A 17,141-nucleotide genomic window follows, 5' to 3' on the forward strand; every position below is an offset into this window, starting at 1 on the left:
CCACATCAAAAAATAAATGATTTAATGTAAAGCCAAAAAGATATTTAGGTTAAATTATTTTATAGCTTAATAAAGCATATAATTTTATCCTTTCGTCTATCCATCAACTTTTCACGAAACGAAGATACTCAATCGGTTTAAAAGCTTTAATTAGGAACTATTAATAGTACATTTGTTAAGTCATTAGGTTCAAAAAAGGCGAGATTTTCTCTCTTTGTTCATAGCCCGACCCTGATAAAAAAGTTCCTGATTATTTAATGAGCTTTAAAATAAGCATTCTCTGTAGAAGTTCAATGTTTCAAATATTTTAGATAAGCATTTTAGGACCCGCCTGAAATACCTTTTCTATACTCCACAGCCCACGTCCTTTATTTCGAATCCTTACGGCCTTATCAGCTAGTATTATGCTGAGAAATCGACCATGATAAGATCATAACCCCGTCATTCAGACGCTACCGCCGAAGAACCTTAGCCAGATAATGATTAACGACATGCCATAATAATGCCCCTTTTAAACATCATAGCAAACCAATTAAAGGATCCTTCACAGCACTCCCTCTGGTCGTTTGTTCAGGATGACACGCTGCATGGTGTTAAACACGTAGCTCCCTTCGGTCGCTTATTCAGGAAGGAGACTTTGATACACATACAAATTCATACTCGAATTGAACAAACCGGCCATGCCGCACCAAAGCGTCTTCTCCCCTTATTCAAGGGGAGAGAAAGAGAGGGGTCTTGTAGCCAAGGGCTCGATGCCATTATAAAAACCCTGTTTCATAGACTAAAAGAACCAAAATTAATTTCTATGAATCAGCAATTTCATTACTGGCCATACTTAGATCCCTGAATGACTTAATAATATACTCCGCGTCTGTCTTTTCGATTTCAGCAAAATGCAGGATCCTTCACTTTGATTGCTTACGATCGTCACATCCAGAACAACCATGACAAGATCAAACAAAACACCGTCATTCAGACGCTACCGCCGAAGAACCTCAGCCAGATAATGATTAACGACATGCCATAATAATGCCCCTTTTAAACATCATAGCAAACCAATTAAAGGATCCTTCACGGCACTCCCTCTGGTCGTTTGTTCAGGATGACACTTTGCATGATGTAAACACGTAGCTCCCTGCGGTCGTCTCGTTCACAATAACGCTTGGAAATCAATTGGATAAAATCACAAACCCGTCATTCAGAGGCTACCGCCGAAGAACCTCAGCCAGAACTTGATTACCTGCATGCCATTAGTTGGGAAGTGTGGGGCACTGGCGATGGTTTTAAAGAAATAAGAGATGTGGTGCTTGCAAAATGCAAGATCCTTCACCTCGACTCCTTACAGTCGTCTCGTTCAGGATGACACGGTGCATGGAGTGAACACGTTGCCCCCCCTGCGGTCGCTTATTCGGAAAGGAGGCTTTGATGTACATGTCTCTTCAGCTTGGATAAACAGCCATTTGTAACCAGTGTGTCTTCTCCCCTTATTCAAGGGGAGAGGCAGAGAGGGAGCTAGTAGACAAGGGCATATTATTTAAAGGCTTAAGCTCAGTGTTAAATGAATATTATTCAGATCTCTTGGTCGTTCGTAATACCAGTTATTGCGGCGGGAATAGGTGAGTGCATATCCGATGTCGTACCCGTCTAGTTGGAGTCTGCCTTCGTAAGTTGCATTAATCTCCAGGTCATGATGATAGCGGTCATCAAAAGTTGCATAATAATAGTCATCATCAAAGCGGATGTTTTGAATGACTAGACGATGCCACAATTTAGGGCCATACAGTTTTACATCTATCGTATTTGAATGAGAACCGGGTCCAATACCAGCTCCCATGATTTGTCCCTGATGGGTGTACCCCTGTTTTACTACACCATGTACATAATACGTTGGAGTAGGACGTACCAAAACAGAACGTGACTGCCCCAAGGTAGTATGCTCTGCGGTAAGAACCAGGTCACGGTCATTATTTAGCTCAAACCATTTTGTGATGCCGAGTGTAAATGCCCGGGTATGTTCGGGCTGAAACCCCCAAATCTCTCCTCCAAAATCGTTTTTAGCAAACTCAAAATAGGGCTCAAATCCCACTTCCGGGAAGGTCCACCGGGCAGAGACCGAGGCTATCTGATCAAATTCATCATTTTGCGCTTCAGCCTCAACGTCCGAAGGAGTTTCAAAGCGGTAGGCCGTTATAAAAAAATCTTCCCAGTTAAGATCCTGCCAGTTCTCATACATAACACGATTGAATCCAAGATTCAGACCTGGTATCCACTTGGGCTCATACCCCAGACTTAAACCGGTAATAAATCGCTCATCATTGGAAGAATTATCATCAAAATAAGAAGACTCTGAAAGCTGTCCCCAAAACTGTTTGATTTCAATATCCCCGATACCGGTATCAAAAGGACGGTCGCTGCCTACATAGACATGCGGAAATCCGGGTGCGTGGGAACTCATTACGATCGGGTTATGCCGGGCCGGTCCCCATTGGAAGTTTTGAGTAGACACACCTGCCCGTATATTAAAAGCTTCCACACTCACATCGGATTGACCGGGTAGCAGTTTTACAAAAGCGTCATCGCCGTAACGCATCACATAATCGATATTTTGCTGAAAAGGATAGGAATACTCGTTCTTATTGGGATTAGATGGGATGTAAAAAGAAGCATTGGAACTGTAATATACCATCGGGTTTAGGGTCACGGATAAAACTCCCCACTGCCCTTGAATACCTCCTTTTAAAGCAGCGGTTAATCCTTTTCCCTGCCACAACGGACCATCATTATAGCCTCTGGGATAAGCAGAGTTGTAAGAAACCAGTGCCCGGGGCGATAGTAAAGACAATCCGGTGCTTCCTATTGATGATACTGATTCTTCCTCAAGACAAGGTGCATGATTCTGTATAGCGTCCAGCTGATTTATGTATTGTAAACAGTCTTCATTGATGATAGAATAATCCCGGGCATAGGTTTTCTCAAAGCTCCCGGGAGATAGTACCTGAGCTTTAACATTGCTGGTTAGGAATAATGCAGCCAATAGAACTACTGAAAAACCAAAAATTGTATACCTCATAGAAAATGTCTCATTTATTTTCGTCTGATAAATTCTGTCCCACACTTCTCTTGTTATACATACCTAATAATATGATTCCGAAGGAAGACAATGGAATAAGATATTCAGAGAGCAGGTCTGCTCCAAATAACAAAGGAAGGTAGGCGTAAAGCCCCGTATACAGAAATACATTTAGCAGCACAAAACCTAAACCGTGGATATATACCAGGTAAGCAGCATCTTTAAAAGATAAGCCCATTAAAAGGCTTCCTGTCAGTGCCAGCAAAAAATATCTCCCAAAAGGTATTTTATACATCCCTTCAGACTCTACCCCTCCCAGGCTGTAAGTAAAACCAATAGCTGTAGGACGGTATTCAAAAGTAATCTCTAAATCTTCTGATATTGCGTGACTATAAACCTGTTCAGATTGCCAACTCATAAACATAGTTCTGGCTGGTCGGATAAGCAGAAAATATCCGGCAATAATTAAAGCAACTATAAGAATGCGCTTCTGCATGCTCTGAATACTCTTATTCTTTAGTCAAAAGTGATTGAATATACTGTTTGTATTGGACTTTAAAACTGTCCTTTGGCTTTGATTAGAATCATGGGCGGTGAAAGGAGATCCCGGTTCTGCGCCTTCACTTCGTTGCGGCTTGCCCGGGATGACTGGTTATTTATACCATTTTATCCAAGAGCAGTCATCCCGCACGCAGCGAATGCGGAGATGCGGGATCTCCTTGGTACCGGCAATGCACTGGCCAAGGAAGCGCTGTTCAACATCTCAGGCAATGCAGGGAGATTGCCGCGTCGTTTGGCATACTAAGCTTGCGTTCAGCATTTTGGGCTCCTCGCAAAGACTGGTTTTTATTAAATATCGTCATTGCGAGGAGGCAACCCATTCTATACCAGGGCTGTTGCCCGGCGACGAAGCAATCTGTTTAATCGTAGCAACTACTTTTCTACTGGTTACTTGGCTCTTTTACCAACATATTGGTCGAATTCACACCTCCTGCTGCTCCGGGCTTTTCCACCTCTTCTGTCTTCTCCTTCAACAAGGAGAAGGACGCTTTTATCGGTTTTATGCCGGTGCTGAATAACGGCCTTTTTCACCTAGCTCTTCCTTCCAACCAGTCATCCCGCACGTAGCAGAGCGAAGATGCGGGATCTCCTTGATACGGGCAACTCTCTGGCCAGGGAGAGCGTTGTTTTTCATCCCAAGTATTTTGGAGAGATTGCCGCGTCGTTTGGCATACTAAGCTTGCATTCAGCATTTTGGGCTACTCGCAAAGACTGGTTTTTATTAAATATCGTCATTGCGAGGAGGCAACCCAGTCTATACCAAGACTGTTGTCCGGCGACGAAGCAATCTGTATAATCGTAGCCTAACAGTTCCAAAGGGGACGTTGTTAGCATTCCAAATTGATTCGAGGAGATCCCGGATCTGCGTCTCCACTTCGTTACGACTTGTCCGGGATGACTTGGTGGGTACTTTATTGGTTCCTCTGCTTCTAACTTTCTGAGTGAATGCATACAACTTGCTACTACAGGCTTTTCGACCTCATCTGTCTTCTCCTTCAACAAGGAGAAGGACGCTTCTATCGGTTTTATGCCGGTGCTGAATGACGGCCTTTTTCACCTAACTCTTCCTTCCAACCAGTCATCCCGCACGTAGCAGAGCGGAGATCCCGGATCGGCGCCTACGCATTCGCTTCGGCTTGTTGGGATTACTGGATGGTTTTATGCTCCTAACCAAAGGCAAGTCATCGCGAGCGAAGTGCTCACGGAGACCCACGATCTCTTCGAATAAACTTAGGATATTAATCACGCCACCCGTCCTTCCACATTTGTTTATATTTCTTGAGTAGTTCCGGGAATAAAAAAACCATCGGCAAGGAAAATAGCGACCAATAGCCAATGTGATACCAAAATAATGCAATGGGGATGCTTAACATCACTACAACGATATCATTTGAAAGCATAACCCCGAATCTTTTCTTAAGGGATTTAAAGACCAATAAGTAGAAAGGCAAGGCAGCCAATTCCGCTACACCATATCCAATGATACCCCATTCACGAATTGCGAAAAATGCCGTCAGAAAAAAAAGCACATTAAAAGCCATCCAAAAAAAGGTCACATCCTTAAGCCCATCGTACATCTGCAAATGTATCACAGGTATAGTTAATAGGATGTAATAGAAGAAGCCCGTTGCCAAAAAAGGATATAACTCATTCATCCATATCCACAAATCATCTCCACTCCACAGAGATACGCCAAAAACGGCTACACTTCCTAATAATAGAATTATTCCGATTGGAACTATCTGCACAAGTGTGCCTTCTATAATCAACTTCCGCAGTCGTGCCTCATTTCCCTCTGCTGCACCAGCTGCGGAAGCTGCAACTCTCTGCACCGCATTTTTATAAAATGAAAAGCCTTGTACAATCTTTTCAGCAAACGAGACAACACCAACCCCACCAGCTCCCGCAAAATAACCCACAAGTACAGGATTGGCCAGCTTCTTGGCCTGAACTGATAAATTCTGTATAAATATATGGCGGGAATGATTCTTTAATTTGGTCAGTGATTCGCGACTTATTTTCAGCTTGGGGACATACCCTGATGCCACAAAAGAAAACGCCGCGATGCTTACAACATACACGTACCAACTTGCGACAAGTATAAGGTAACTTTCATAGATAAAGATCAGCAGCAGCGTGGTAGTATGCTGCAAAAGTGCCGCCCCCAACTCTTGATTAGAGATAAGCGGAAATCGCATTTTCCTTTCTAACACCGCCCGGGGAATTTCTGTTACCACGGCTAAAGGAAGGGTTCCGATAAGCACCAATAGTGGAAACGAAAAAGCCTTGTATGGGTTAGCTGAATTCGGAACAAAAAACAGCAACAGCCCAACAACTAATATAGCCACTAAACTGATCCCCATTAGCAACGAAAAAGAGGTGTGATACAGACTCGGTTCTTCTTCCGGATCAGCCTTCAGTAATACCAGTTTAATCTCAAACTTCAGTAATAGCTCCAGGAATAAAACAACCGCAAATGCACCGGCAAATTTTCCGTATTCTTCTACCCCAATCAGATAAATAACCAACAGGGTTGAAAGAAATCCAACAGCAGAAGCTATCACCGATTTACTCAGCAAATGAGAAAAACCCTTAACCAGTGTAGCCCGCATATATGAGATTAGATTTTAAAATTTATTGATATCCTGCCGCTTGTTCGTAAACAAGTATCGTTTTTTGAGCTGCCGTTTTCCAGTCAAATTTCCGGCTTTGCTGTTTACCCTTTTTAATCAGCTGTTCCTTAAGTCCATCATCCAAGCCTAATTTTTCTATAGCCTTCCTGATTGAAATAATGGATTCCGGTTTTACCATTAAAGCCGCATCTCCGGCTACTTCAGGCAAGGATGTACAATTGGATGTAATAACCGGAACGCCCAGAGCCATGGCTTCTAAAACTGGCAGCCCAAAGCCCTCATATAACGACGGATACACCAAGGCGTAGGCCTGTTGATAATAGCCCAGAAGTTCCTCCTCTGTTACATATCCTTTAAAGTGTACGCCCTTTTTTCTCAGTTTTTTTAGCTCGTTTTGCGACTTGTTCAGGTTGACAGTTTCCCCTACAAAATAGAGATCCATCTTTTCTCGGGTAGATGATGAAAGATAGGCCGCAATCAAACGCTCTACATTCTTATTTCTCCGGGAGCCCCCCACATGTAACAAATAGGGCCTTTGACTATTCATTTTTTTTGATATAGCAGAAGATGGATCTATAGTTAAGCCCGGGTAAGTTACGCGGATTTTATCTTCAGGGATGCCCATCTCGGTTATTATTTCCTTCTTTGAAAATTCAGATACAGTCAAAATATCAGATGCTTTCTCGGCAGAAAGCTTATTGACCCACATCCTGAATTTTTGGTGAAGTCCGGAGTGTCGTTGTCCATGTTGCTCTGCTAAATCATGCAAGGTCACTACATGCGGAACATCAAACGTGTTATACAAAGGAACAGGATTGGGCAGATGAAATACATCAATATCGTATTTCTGAAAGAGTTTTCCGGCTAATGCATTTTGCCAAAAGAAGTACCAGGGCCGCATAATCTTCCTAGGATGGTGTGGAATATCTACCCGGATGAATTTAAAATTAGGATGAGATACGGTTAAAAAACTTTCAAAATCCTTATTTACTATAATATAAAAGGCATGAGGGGAATCCACTTCCTCCAATCCCTTAATCAGATAGCGTATGTATTGCCCCAGACCGTTGCTTACTGCAGGATTAACATGCGTAGTGATGGCAATATTCAAGGGTGGCTTGTCTTGTTTACTTTCCAGTGATTTAGTTTTTCGAATATACCAAAGTACGAGAGATAATCATGAGAGATGTTTCTGAGAGACGATCTGGCCCCAACAAGTCATCCCGCACGTAGCAGAGCGGAGATGCGGGATCTCCTTGGTACGGGTAATGCGCTTGCTAAGGAAGGCTTTGGCTCCACCGCCTCATGTGGTGGGAGATCCCGGTTCAGCGCCTTCGCTCCACTGCGGCTTGACCGGGATGACTGGTGTTTACTTTTTTTGGTTGTTCTGTTTATAGCTTTCCGGGCGAATGCTTACTACCTGCTACTCCAGGCTTCTCGACCTCTTCTGTCTTCTCCTTCAGCAAGGAGGAGAACGCTCGTATCCGTTTCATGCCGGTGCCGGTTGACTGCCTTTTTCTATCTCACTTCTCCCAACGAGTCATCCCGCACGCAGCGGAGCGGAGATGCGGGATCTCCCCGGTACGGGCAACCCTCTTCCCAACGGTACGTTTTTACACATCACAGGTCGTTTCCGGGAGATCCTTCACTTCGTCCCGAATTCTTGGGACTCCGTTCAGGATGACCGGGGCCTTTTTTATACATACTTAGCCTCCCGCTGGTCGGCATGACCGGCACGGGCATTGACGCCACAGGCGGCACCCGGTTGTACCCACACGCCCCGTCACCCTGAGGAATGAGCGTAGTGTAACGGAGCGAATGAACGAAGGGTCTCCTTAATACGGGCAACACACTGGCCAAGGGGCTTTGGCGCCATCGCATCATGTTGCGGGAGATCCCGGTTCAGCGCCTTCGCTCCACTGCGGCTTGACCGGGATGACTTGGTTTTTTATTTAACTTCCCCTACCCAGTCATCCCGCACGCAGCGGAGCGGAGATGCGGGATCTCCCCGGCACGGGCAACGCACTGGCCAAGGAATGCGTTGCACCACCCTACCATGTGGCGGGAGATCCCGGATCTGCGACTCCGTTTCACTTCGTCTTGTCCGGGATGACTGGATCTTAAAAAACATTGTAAGGATTTGCCTTTTCATCGCTCTTACTTAGCAAATGAGCAAAAAGGGATATCTATATATATTATCAAACAAGCATCGCACGGTGTATTACACCGGAGTTACTTCACAGCTGCTTGAACGGGTATATGATCACCGAAGAGGAAGAGGCTGTCACTTTACCAAAAAGTATAATATCAGGGAACTGTTGTATTATGAAGAGTTCCCAACTATGCTTGAGGCCATCCAGGCGGAAAAGCGAGTAAAGAGATGGAAGCAAGCCTGGAAGATTGAGCTTATTAAAACTATAAATCCTGAGATGGTTGATCTGTGGTCTGAGGTTTCTACTCTTGGTCAGCCGGGGTTGTTGGATGATGAGGATGGATAGTACAACATAAACCTTGGCGGGAGATCCCGGTTCTACACCTCCGCTATCGCTACGGTTTGACCGGGATGACTTGGTTTTTTATTTAACTTTTCCTACCCAGTCATCCCGCACGTAGCAGAGCGGAGATGCGGGATCTCCTTGGTACGGGCAACGCTCTGGCCAGGGAGGACGTTAGCACCATCGCTCCATGTGGTGGGAGGTCCCGGATCTGCGCCTTCACTTCGTTACGACTTGTCCGGGACGACTGCCTTTTTGTAGTAAAGGATTAGTCATCGCGGGCATAGACCCGCGATCTCCTTGATGCAGGCAACGCACTTGCCAATGGGCTTTGGCGCCATCGCACCATATGGCGGGAGATCCCGGTTCTGCACCTCCGCTATCGCTACGGCCGGACCGGGATGACTGCCTTTTTTCTATCTTTCTCTTCCCACCACCCAGTCATCCCGCACGCAGCGAAGCGGAGATGCGGGATCTCCTTGGTACGGGCAACGCTCTGGCTAAGGGGGGACATTGCCACCACCAAGCCATGTGGAAGGAGATCCCGGTTCGGCGCCTTCACTCCGCTGCGGCTTGACCGGGATGACTGGTGATTTAGTGACTACTTAGAGAACTTCTCGCGGCTGACAGCCCATAGAAACTTGACATTACCTACCAGGTAACGGCGCCACATGCGTCTGGGCTCGCGGACTAATCGGTACAACCACTCGAGACCGGCATCAATCATCCATTGGGGGGCGCGGGTGATGGTGCCAGCATAAAAATCAAATACGGCTCCGATACAGCAGATATGTCCTGTTTCAAGAGCGTCTAAATGTTGGTATGCCCATTTTTCCTGTTTTGGTGCTGTCAGGCCGATAAATAACACATCCGGCTGCATCTCATTTACGGCCTGCACCATGGCTGCAGAATCTTCTTCGGAGAATTCAGGTTTATACGGCGGAGAATAGGTACCGACCGTTACATCAGGATATTCTTCAGCAGCACGGTTCTTTATTCTTTTAAGGGTTTCGTTTGTACTCCCCAAAAAGAAACAAGAGCCACCCTGCTGTTGCAGTCGGTCCATTTCATAAAAGAATAAATCGGCCCCGGCTATTTTCTTTAGCTGGGTACCGTTTAACCACTTTAGGGCCCACACTACACTAATGCCATCCGGGATCAGTACATCGCAATTTTTTAGTGAATCCGTAAATAATGCATCCTTCCGGGATACATTGTAGGAATGAGCATTGATGGTATTTATTAGGACCTTGTCCTTTTTAATCTCGGACAACTCCCCGCCGTACACCTGGTAATCCTGAAGCCTCATGATTTTTGCACTACCTGGGTTAATATTTCAGTCATTCGTTCTTCGAACTTTTGCAGAGTAAACCTGGCTTCATATTTTTCTCTGCCGGCTTTACCCATTTTTTGTCTAAGCTCTTTGTCTCTGATTAGCTCTTCCAGTTTTTCGCTCAGTTCTTCAACATTCTTCTGCTCCACCAGGTAACCGGTTTTACCTGAATCCACCAAATCCCGGATACCACCTTCGTAAGTCGAGACCACCGGCAACCGGTGCTGCATCGCTTCAATCAAAACCAGTGGCAGGCATTCTTTATCATAAAAGGTGGGAAATACGAAAATGTCGGCTTTTGAGAAGGCTTTTTCTTTTTCTTCACCGTATTTTTTTCCAGCATATACTACCTGTTTCTCCAGCCCTCTTTCTTTGATTACCTGGTTTATCTGAGGTTCAGAAACATCTCCTTCTCCACCAATAAATGTACACTTAAAGCTTAACCCCTTCTCTCGGAGTTTTTCACAGGCCTCCAATAATACATAGACCCCTTTGGATTCAATCAAGTTAGACAAAAATAGCAGGGATACTTCCTTTTCAGATTCCTCACTTTCCACATAATCAGGTTCGGGGATGCCATTGGGGCAAACATGCACCTGTTGCTTGCCTACATAATCATCTACATCCTCATACAAATATTCAGAAAGCATGATGACATCGGTATCTTTAAACATAAACGAATAGAAGAAATCATACAGCTTTTGCTTCCCGTGGGTTTTCACACCTTTATTATGCATGTGATATACACGCCGCACCCCAAATACTTTTAATAAAGAGACCAACAACACATCCCGGAAAAAAGCTGCCCCAGTGGCACTCAGGGCAAGGTAACATAGGTCCGGTTTGTTGTTACTCAGTTCTTTAAGCAACTGAAACCAAATGCTGATGAAGACCATTATTTTGCCAATACTTACCTTCCCAGAATCACTAACGTTTTTGGAGGCTAATAGATTTATATAACGGGTATTGAACGCTCCGTTAATCCTAGAACTTTCCTTTATAAACTCGCCCACCATGGATGAACCGTGAACTGGTGGAGGAAGTTGGAGAATAAAGAGTATGTTTTTTTTCACAGGGTAATCTTTTCTAATAATCGGTTTTTAAAAGAAAATTTCTTTCTGAATTCCTTCGCCAAAATTTTATCAATCTTTGTTTCGGCTTCAAATTCGAAGTCCCGCTGTTCTCCTTGGTCAAGGATAGTATCAAAGCGGTTAGTATCCTTAGTATGAGTGGCATCTTCCCCAAATCCAATGCTTACCACTTTGGATGTTGAAGGAAATACGGTGTACATATCTCTTTTAAATTGATCATAGCACCACCGAACCGCCCAGGAATCAATTTTACCGTTCATTTGCTTCGATAACATTCGGGGTAAATCGGAGCCCCCGCGCATAAATTTTAGTTGTTCAGCTAAATTCCATTTAAAACCGGAATAATTGGATACTTCCCAATCGACTTTCTCCCACTGCTCTCTCCAGGTGCCCCAGCCCCAGGAAGAAGCACGGTATCCTACATAATAATCTTTAGGATAATCTTTTAATGATGGCAGATCCATAGTATAGCCAGAGATGGAAAAGATATCTTCTGAATCTTGGTGAAAATCTAATGCCTGATTCATGAAGTCAAGAAAATTTGGAGAAGTTATCAGGTCGTCTTCAAGAACAATCACTTTACCATATTCTTCAATGACTTGGCTTACACCTGAAATGATGGATTGGGCTAGTCCATTATTTTCTTTCGACTTTACTATCTCAATTGACTTGAAACCTTCAACTGTCTGCAGGAACTCCCGCACCTCTTTTACTTTGGCATGATCTTTGAACTTTTTTGGACCATCTGAAAATATGAATAGTATACTTTTTTCAGACAAATAGTTTTCTTTTAATGCTTGGATAGTTTGTTGAGTTTCATTAAGCCGATTGTAACAAAATATTATTACTGGTGCTAAATCCATTGAATTACAAAACTGACTTATATTCAAGAGCTTTTGCATAAAACTCTAACTCAGGTTCCATTTTACTTTTTATAGGCTGGAAAACTTCTTCTAAGTCTATTTCTTTCTTTGCCATATTTTTTCTCGTGTGAATTGGTTTTAATTTTACACACAATATGTCATTTATATTTTTAATGTCTTCGTCAAAGTTTTTTAAATCAATGATATAATCTATCGAAGCAAGTTGTTTCAATCCCTCTTCGACGTCTAAATGTTTTGAAAACATATAGAGTTGGTGGCACAACTCTTCACTAGGAATATTTTTTAAATAATCATTAAAACTATTCCCTTACCATCCAAATTCTTTTGGATGATTTCGAATAGGGTTTCCGTCATTATAATATTTAATTAGCTGTTTATATCGTGAAAACACCCTTTGACGTGGGTCCCTCAATGTTGTAATTGTAAAAGTACCGTTCGGCAATATTGTCTTATAAATAGGACGATGTGACCACCCATAATGCCACAAACCAGAACTTAATGACAATTGATTCCAAGCTGTAAAAACCCAATTATTATGAAACAAACGTAAGTCAATTTGACTCATCAATTTGCTATATAAATCAGCTTCTCGATCCTTCTGATTGTGCGATAGGTTAAGGAACATGTTATTTAAAGAGGTTCCACCAGTTTTCATAAGATGATGGTGGTACACCCTCTTCACCCCATTCCCAAAATGATTATTTTCTCTATACACTCTAAATATCCTTAAGTTTTTTTTAGGATTAAAAAAAGTATAGAAATATTTCTTTACCATAACTAATTAATACCTTTAAAATAATTACATGTTCTTTTTAATTTCATTATAGATCTTGCCAAACTCTAATTCGATACAATCAAGTTATATTAATTATTCTCTATCAAATGGGTCTACACCTAATTTTTTTTTGTAATACATTCTTATTGCAGAGATTTGTTTATCATTTCTACTATTCTCACCCACATTCAAACTATGTAAATCATAATTTTCTCTATATAAGATGGAAATCAACCTTTTATCATAACCAGTGTATAAAACATTGGTACCATTCAAATAGGCCATAGAATTAAGCCATAAATCATCTCCATAGAAACATGTTTCTATAAATATCTCTTTCTTTAGAACATCTTTATATAATGAATTAGGTGGGTACAAAACCCCTCCACAGCCAGTAGGTAATAGTTTATTACTTTTTAGTGGCTTTGAATTAATTGTTTCCCAATCATTATAACTTGCGTTTTTGTCGATGATACAACAACGATTAGCACATACACAATCAGGATTCTCTAAATACTTATCTAATAAGAATTGCAATGTATCTGGTGAATAAATAATGTCATCATCCAATGTTATTATTACTTTATTAGGAAACTCTTGCATTGCGTAATAATATTTTTTGTGTGACTTAAGATCTTCATCACACATTCTTATCCTTAGCCCCCTATCTGTTAACTTTTTTAGTCTATCAGGTATGGATTCATCAGTTGGAAATTGATCTTTAGCAAGCCATAAATAAATCTGACTAGGGGGAATATTTTGGTTTAAAATGGATTCAATTACTATCCATAATTTATCGATACGCAAAGGAAATGACGTTAAACTAACTATAAAGTCAATTTCTCCATATTTTTCTTTAAATTTATTATTTACTTTATTATTCTCTTTTAATTTAAAGAATATTGGGGCTATCAAATTTAATAAATACTTATAAAATAATCTCTTTATTTTATTATAATTATCATTATGCTTTTTACCAGAAACAGGGTCAAAAGTTTTATTAAATTGTTTATAAAAGAAACTTATCATTTTAAAAACTTTTCTAAAAAGTTAATCGAGTCCTTTCTTAGATCTTCAATCTTACTAAAGACAGAGGGATAATTAATCTTTTTTTCCCAAATTTTTGATTCTACGACCTCTTCATAAGTTTGAAAATATCTATCGGAAAGTCCTAAATCACTTAAAAGGGATTTCATCCTAGAACTTCTTTTATAAGATGAAGGAAGTACAACAAAATCTTTCTTAAATAAGATCGCAAATACCATGCAGTGAAAAGAGTCAGTGATTACGAATGACGCATTAGAGATCGTCGTAACCCATTTTTCAACTGTGGGAAATGGAATAGCTTTAATATTCTTATTCAAAATTATATCATTCAACGAAATGGGCTTCAATTCCATCTTTTGGGATAAGTCATGAAGATCATCATACCATTTCTCATTCTTAGAATACTTATAACTGACAATAGTTTTTTTATTATTTTCTTTTTTATTTTCTAATAGAAAATCATAAGATCTAAGTAAAAAGACAGGATCAAGAACTTTGACAGATTGAATTCCATAAAAACTCTTACAGATGTTAACTCCTACTTCCTCTCTTATACTAATTCCTGAGAATTTTTTTAAATGATCTCTTATTTCACTAGCATTACTTGGATTATAATCCTTCTCATCTAATCCAAAACTAGCAGCATAAGATATTCTCTTTTCATTATTTTTTAGAAAATTAAAATAGTACAGCAATTGATCTTCTTTAGTAATATCGTAATTCCACACTTGATCGCTACCAACTATATATAGATCAGCTTCAGGGTAATTCTGTTTTAAAGAAACCTCATCGAATACTTTTGAAGAATCAGGTAAATATTTTTTTCTAAATTTACCAGTTCTATTCTTTATTAACCATTCTCTTACTTTTCCCTTTATTCCAAATTTCTTTTTTGAATCTTTCTTCAAGGGAATATCAAGCAGTTCAACTTCGTGTCCATATTCTTTAACCTTTTGAGATAAAGCATAACACTGAAGCAATGCCCCATAATTATTTGCTTTATAGAATGTCAATATAATTACTTTCATTTTATACTTCTTTTATACGTAGATTTATCAATTAAATAAAACACCAAAGCTTCTATTCCAAACATACCAGTTCTATATATTTCTACTGTCGTTATTGATGATATTATCAAGTAAAGAAGATATGCACTCAAATATACATCTTGTCGATTAGTTTTAATAAATATACCTTTAATAAAAAGGTATAAAAACAAAAATAAACTAAGCAATCCATAAATAAATGTGAATCCAATAAGTCCTATATCGGCAAATATAAAGCCTTGATCTTGAACTCCTCTATTATATACAAATTTACCATAGCTACTATCCTCCTGCGGAAAACCATTCCCAAAAATTAAACTAAACTCATTTACATTAACTTGTTCACTAAAAAAATAGAATGTTTGTATCCTTATATAATTTTCCTCTTGTTCTATCTGTGAGGATGTCCGAACAAACATATCTTCAATAAATTCATTTACAGTTGGAACACTGTATACCATGTATCCTATAATAAATGTAATTGCAATATTTCGAAGCAATAACACAGAGTTATTACTTACTCTTATTATTAAATAAATACTAGTAATTATGCTTGTTGCAAGAAACGTCCTAAAACCGAGCATGAAAAGGGTAACCAGACATATAAAATAAAATAAAAGACGACGCTTTTTACCATAAACCAAAAATCTGTTTAACGATAAAAAACCTGCAAGCATTAAGAAACCTGCCCCTTCAATTCTTATTCTTAATAAGCCCCTGTCAAAGCTATCAATTCGCCCCAAAGGGACAATATCAAATGGAAAAAGAATGAACTGCAAATAAAATATCCCTATGTATATCAGACAAGAATAAATTATAAACTTTTCGAGCCATTTTTTTTCCAGATTTAACTTGTGGTATACAAAATAAAGTGCCAAAAAGCCCCAATACCTCATTGAAATAAAGGTAGCTATCATACTCTGGGAATGAAACCATAGACAAGAGACTGCACTTAAAAAAAGAAAGAAAAATAAAATTATTAGTGGAGTATAAAATCGCTGATTTGCTTTGTTAATTTTATTTCTGCCAGCAATTAGAATGAGAAGGATTAATGCAAAACCAATAGCATCAATCAATATAAATGTAGTGCGTCCTCCTAATCTATGGTACAAGCCAAAGAAATGGAGTGAGCAATAAATTGAAATAATAAATAGTAATCTACTTTGCATTTTGTCGGTTATTCTTCCTCAGGATAACATACAGTTCTATCTAACTCATACTTTTTTGAAGAAGCTATTGAAAACTCTTCCGGAGGTATACCACATGCAATCATAGCAATGAATACTTCTGATTCATTTATCATACATAATTTTCGAAGTTCTTTGTCTTTTTTTGGGGTATGACTACAATTCAATATACAGGCTGCAACTTCATGATAATGGAGTGAATAAAGTAAATTCATTGCATAAATACCTCCATCAATAAAAGCCTGATTCCTCTCACTTACGTTGAAATACATATTTAAATCGCAAGTAACTATTAATAGTTTATTAGCAAGATGCCCAAACCCTCTATTGCCTCCCTGCTTTTTTAGAATCTTTTGGATCAATGATTTCTCGGTATACACATTCACTCTATAAGCTTGTCTATTACACGCTGAAGGTGTATTCCTGCACAAGTCTAATATATCAACAATTTTCTCTTTTGGGATATCTACTTTACTGTAATTTCTAAGACTTGATCTCGAATTTGAAAACTCCTTAAAAGGTTTTCTAACATTAGAAAAATACTCTGACCTGGTTGTTTTTATTTGCTTAGAATTTACTATTTCTATCAAATTTCGCACTTCAAATATGTCTTCCAACAAATCAGCATCTAATTGATATCCTACTTCCTCATGGAAATCTACGTATTCTCTTAAAACACTAACCGCGTGCTTTACTTGACTATCAGAATCACCAAACTTTAGAATATACTCTTTACATTTACCGCACAATTTACGAATGCGCTCTTTTCCAAAACCATATCTTGTTTTTGGCATTGTAAGCCCTTTTTCCACAACATGATAACCCATTATTATTTCGGCGGCAAGCTTCCCCTTATAATCAGCTTTTCTTGATGCAGAATGTTTAAAGTATCTTTTAAAGTCATAGCAATACGACAAAAAAATAGGTACAACCCGTACAATATCTTTCAAATATAGGAATAAAAACCTTGGTAATATTTTTCTTAAAAAATTCTTCATAATAATTTCTTATTTCCATAA

Annotated in this window: 16 protein-coding genes; 3 read left to right on the forward strand and 13 right to left on the reverse strand. The window is 39.9% G+C overall.

Features of this window, described 5'->3' with window-relative positions:
- Nucleotides 1–1,162: 1,162 nt before the first annotated feature.
- The gene (locus FN815_RS18005; protein ID WP_142456229.1) at nucleotides 1,163–1,363 is read left to right on the forward strand and encodes a hypothetical protein; all 201 of its coding nucleotides are present in this window, start codon (nucleotides 1,163–1,165) and stop codon (nucleotides 1,361–1,363) included.
- A gap of 171 nt (nucleotides 1,364–1,534) precedes the next feature.
- Here the strand turns inward: FN815_RS18005 and FN815_RS18010 are convergent, their stop codons facing one another.
- From FN815_RS18010 to FN815_RS18030, 5 genes are all read right to left on the reverse strand, one after another.
- Nucleotides 1,535–3,070: a capsule assembly Wzi family protein gene (locus FN815_RS18010; RefSeq protein WP_142456230.1), complete on the reverse strand. Its 1,536-nt coding sequence runs from the start codon at nucleotides 3,068–3,070 to the stop codon at nucleotides 1,535–1,537.
- 10 nt (nucleotides 3,071–3,080) lie between these two features.
- The gene (locus FN815_RS18015) at nucleotides 3,081–3,566 is read right to left on the reverse strand and encodes a hypothetical protein (RefSeq protein ID WP_142456231.1); all 486 of its coding nucleotides are present in this window, start codon (nucleotides 3,564–3,566) and stop codon (nucleotides 3,081–3,083) included.
- A 1,303-nt stretch (nucleotides 3,567–4,869) separates the two neighbouring features.
- Nucleotides 4,870–6,243, reverse strand: a complete 1,374-nt coding sequence (locus FN815_RS18020; protein WP_142456232.1) for a lipopolysaccharide biosynthesis protein — start codon at nucleotides 6,241–6,243, stop codon at nucleotides 4,870–4,872.
- Nucleotides 6,244–6,265: 22 nt separating this feature from the next.
- The gene (locus FN815_RS18025) at nucleotides 6,266–7,375 is read right to left on the reverse strand and encodes a glycosyltransferase family 4 protein (RefSeq protein ID WP_142456233.1); all 1,110 of its coding nucleotides are present in this window, start codon (nucleotides 7,373–7,375) and stop codon (nucleotides 6,266–6,268) included.
- 509 nt (nucleotides 7,376–7,884) lie between these two features.
- Nucleotides 7,885–8,148, reverse strand: coding sequence for a hypothetical protein (locus FN815_RS18030; RefSeq protein ID WP_142456234.1), 264 nt, complete (start codon nucleotides 8,146–8,148; stop codon nucleotides 7,885–7,887).
- 284 nt (nucleotides 8,149–8,432) lie between these two features.
- Here FN815_RS18030 and FN815_RS18035 point away from each other — a divergent pair, with 284 nt between their 5' ends.
- Both FN815_RS18035 and FN815_RS18040 read left to right on the forward strand, forming a co-directional pair.
- Nucleotides 8,433–8,762: a GIY-YIG nuclease family protein gene (locus FN815_RS18035; protein WP_142456235.1), complete on the forward strand. Its 330-nt coding sequence runs from the start codon at nucleotides 8,433–8,435 to the stop codon at nucleotides 8,760–8,762.
- A gap of 328 nt (nucleotides 8,763–9,090) precedes the next feature.
- The gene (locus tag FN815_RS18040; protein WP_142456236.1) at nucleotides 9,091–9,336 is read left to right on the forward strand and encodes a hypothetical protein; all 246 of its coding nucleotides are present in this window, start codon (nucleotides 9,091–9,093) and stop codon (nucleotides 9,334–9,336) included.
- Between the two features lie 24 nt (nucleotides 9,337–9,360).
- Here FN815_RS18040 and FN815_RS18045 read toward each other — a convergent pair whose 3' ends face one another.
- The 8 genes from FN815_RS18045 to FN815_RS18080 all read right to left on the reverse strand — a co-directional run bounded on the left by FN815_RS18045 (nucleotide 9,361) and on the right by FN815_RS18080 (nucleotide 17,120).
- On the reverse strand, nucleotides 9,361–10,068 hold the full coding sequence (locus tag FN815_RS18045; RefSeq protein ID WP_142456237.1) for a WecB/TagA/CpsF family glycosyltransferase: 708 nt from the start codon (nucleotides 10,066–10,068) through the stop codon (nucleotides 9,361–9,363).
- On the reverse strand, nucleotides 10,065–11,165 hold the full coding sequence (locus FN815_RS18050; RefSeq protein WP_221930359.1) for a glycosyltransferase family 4 protein: 1,101 nt from the start codon (nucleotides 11,163–11,165) through the stop codon (nucleotides 10,065–10,067). Before FN815_RS18050 ends, FN815_RS18045 begins: the two co-directional genes overlap by 4 nt.
- A complete protein-coding gene (locus tag FN815_RS18055; RefSeq protein ID WP_342780498.1) occupies nucleotides 11,162–12,085 on the reverse strand; it encodes a glycosyltransferase in 924 nt (307 codons plus the stop codon). Before FN815_RS18055 ends, FN815_RS18050 begins: the two co-directional genes overlap by 4 nt.
- Nucleotides 12,051–12,311 (reverse strand): hypothetical protein, encoded by a 261-nt coding sequence (locus tag FN815_RS18060; protein ID WP_142456239.1) that lies wholly within the window; start codon nucleotides 12,309–12,311, stop codon nucleotides 12,051–12,053. The genes FN815_RS18055 and FN815_RS18060 overlap by 35 nt, the downstream gene beginning before the upstream one ends.
- A 624-nt stretch (nucleotides 12,312–12,935) precedes the next feature.
- On the reverse strand, nucleotides 12,936–13,871 hold the full coding sequence (locus FN815_RS18065) for a glycosyltransferase family 2 protein (RefSeq protein WP_142456240.1): 936 nt from the start codon (nucleotides 13,869–13,871) through the stop codon (nucleotides 12,936–12,938).
- Entirely contained in the window at nucleotides 13,868–14,917 is a 1,050-nt protein-coding gene (locus tag FN815_RS18070; RefSeq protein ID WP_142456241.1) for a polysaccharide pyruvyl transferase family protein, read from the reverse strand. The genes FN815_RS18065 and FN815_RS18070 overlap by 4 nt, the downstream gene beginning before the upstream one ends.
- Nucleotides 14,914–16,104, reverse strand: a complete 1,191-nt coding sequence (locus FN815_RS18075) for a hypothetical protein (protein ID WP_142456242.1) — start codon at nucleotides 16,102–16,104, stop codon at nucleotides 14,914–14,916. The genes FN815_RS18070 and FN815_RS18075 overlap by 4 nt, the downstream gene beginning before the upstream one ends.
- 8 nt (nucleotides 16,105–16,112) lie before the next feature.
- A complete protein-coding gene (locus FN815_RS18080) occupies nucleotides 16,113–17,120 on the reverse strand; it encodes a nitroreductase family protein (RefSeq protein WP_142456243.1) in 1,008 nt (335 codons plus the stop codon).
- Between the last annotated feature and the right edge of the window lie 21 nt (nucleotides 17,121–17,141).

Origin of the sequence: Gracilimonas mengyeensis, assembly GCF_900182705.1 — a bacterium.
GTDB lineage: Bacteria > Bacteroidota > Rhodothermia > Balneolales > Balneolaceae > Gracilimonas > Gracilimonas mengyeensis.

What these genes read in the sequence shown, in the direction of transcription:
- FN815_RS18010 (WP_142456230.1), bottom strand. Translation starts at nt 3,070, where the DNA reads ATGAGGTATACAATTTTTGGTTTTTCAGTAGTTCTATTGGCTGCATTA.
- FN815_RS18015 (WP_142456231.1), bottom strand. Translation starts at nt 3,566, where the DNA reads ATGCAGAAGCGCATTCTTATAGTTGCTTTAATTATTGCCGGATATTTT.
- FN815_RS18020 (WP_142456232.1), bottom strand. Translation starts at nt 6,243, where the DNA reads ATGCGGGCTACACTGGTTAAGGGTTTTTCTCATTTGCTGAGTAAATCG.
- FN815_RS18030 (WP_142456234.1), bottom strand. Translation starts at nt 8,148, where the DNA reads ATGATGCGATGGCGCCAAAGCCCCTTGGCCAGTGTGTTGCCCGTATTA.
- FN815_RS18035 (WP_142456235.1), top strand. Translation starts at nt 8,433, where the DNA reads ATGAGCAAAAAGGGATATCTATATATATTATCAAACAAGCATCGCACG.
- FN815_RS18045 (WP_142456237.1), bottom strand. Translation starts at nt 10,068, where the DNA reads ATGAGGCTTCAGGATTACCAGGTGTACGGCGGGGAGTTGTCCGAGATT.
- FN815_RS18055 (WP_342780498.1), bottom strand. Translation starts at nt 12,085, where the DNA reads ATGCAAAAGCTCTTGAATATAAGTCAGTTTTGTAATTCAATGGATTTA.
- FN815_RS18060 (WP_142456239.1), bottom strand. Translation starts at nt 12,311, where the DNA reads ATGTTTTCAAAACATTTAGACGTCGAAGAGGGATTGAAACAACTTGCT.
- FN815_RS18065 (WP_142456240.1), bottom strand. Translation starts at nt 13,871, where the DNA reads ATGATAAGTTTCTTTTATAAACAATTTAATAAAACTTTTGACCCTGTT.
- FN815_RS18070 (WP_142456241.1), bottom strand. Translation starts at nt 14,917, where the DNA reads ATGAAAGTAATTATATTGACATTCTATAAAGCAAATAATTATGGGGCA.
- FN815_RS18075 (WP_142456242.1), bottom strand. Translation starts at nt 16,104, where the DNA reads ATGCAAAGTAGATTACTATTTATTATTTCAATTTATTGCTCACTCCAT.
- FN815_RS18080 (WP_142456243.1), bottom strand. Translation starts at nt 17,120, where the DNA reads ATGAAGAATTTTTTAAGAAAAATATTACCAAGGTTTTTATTCCTATAT.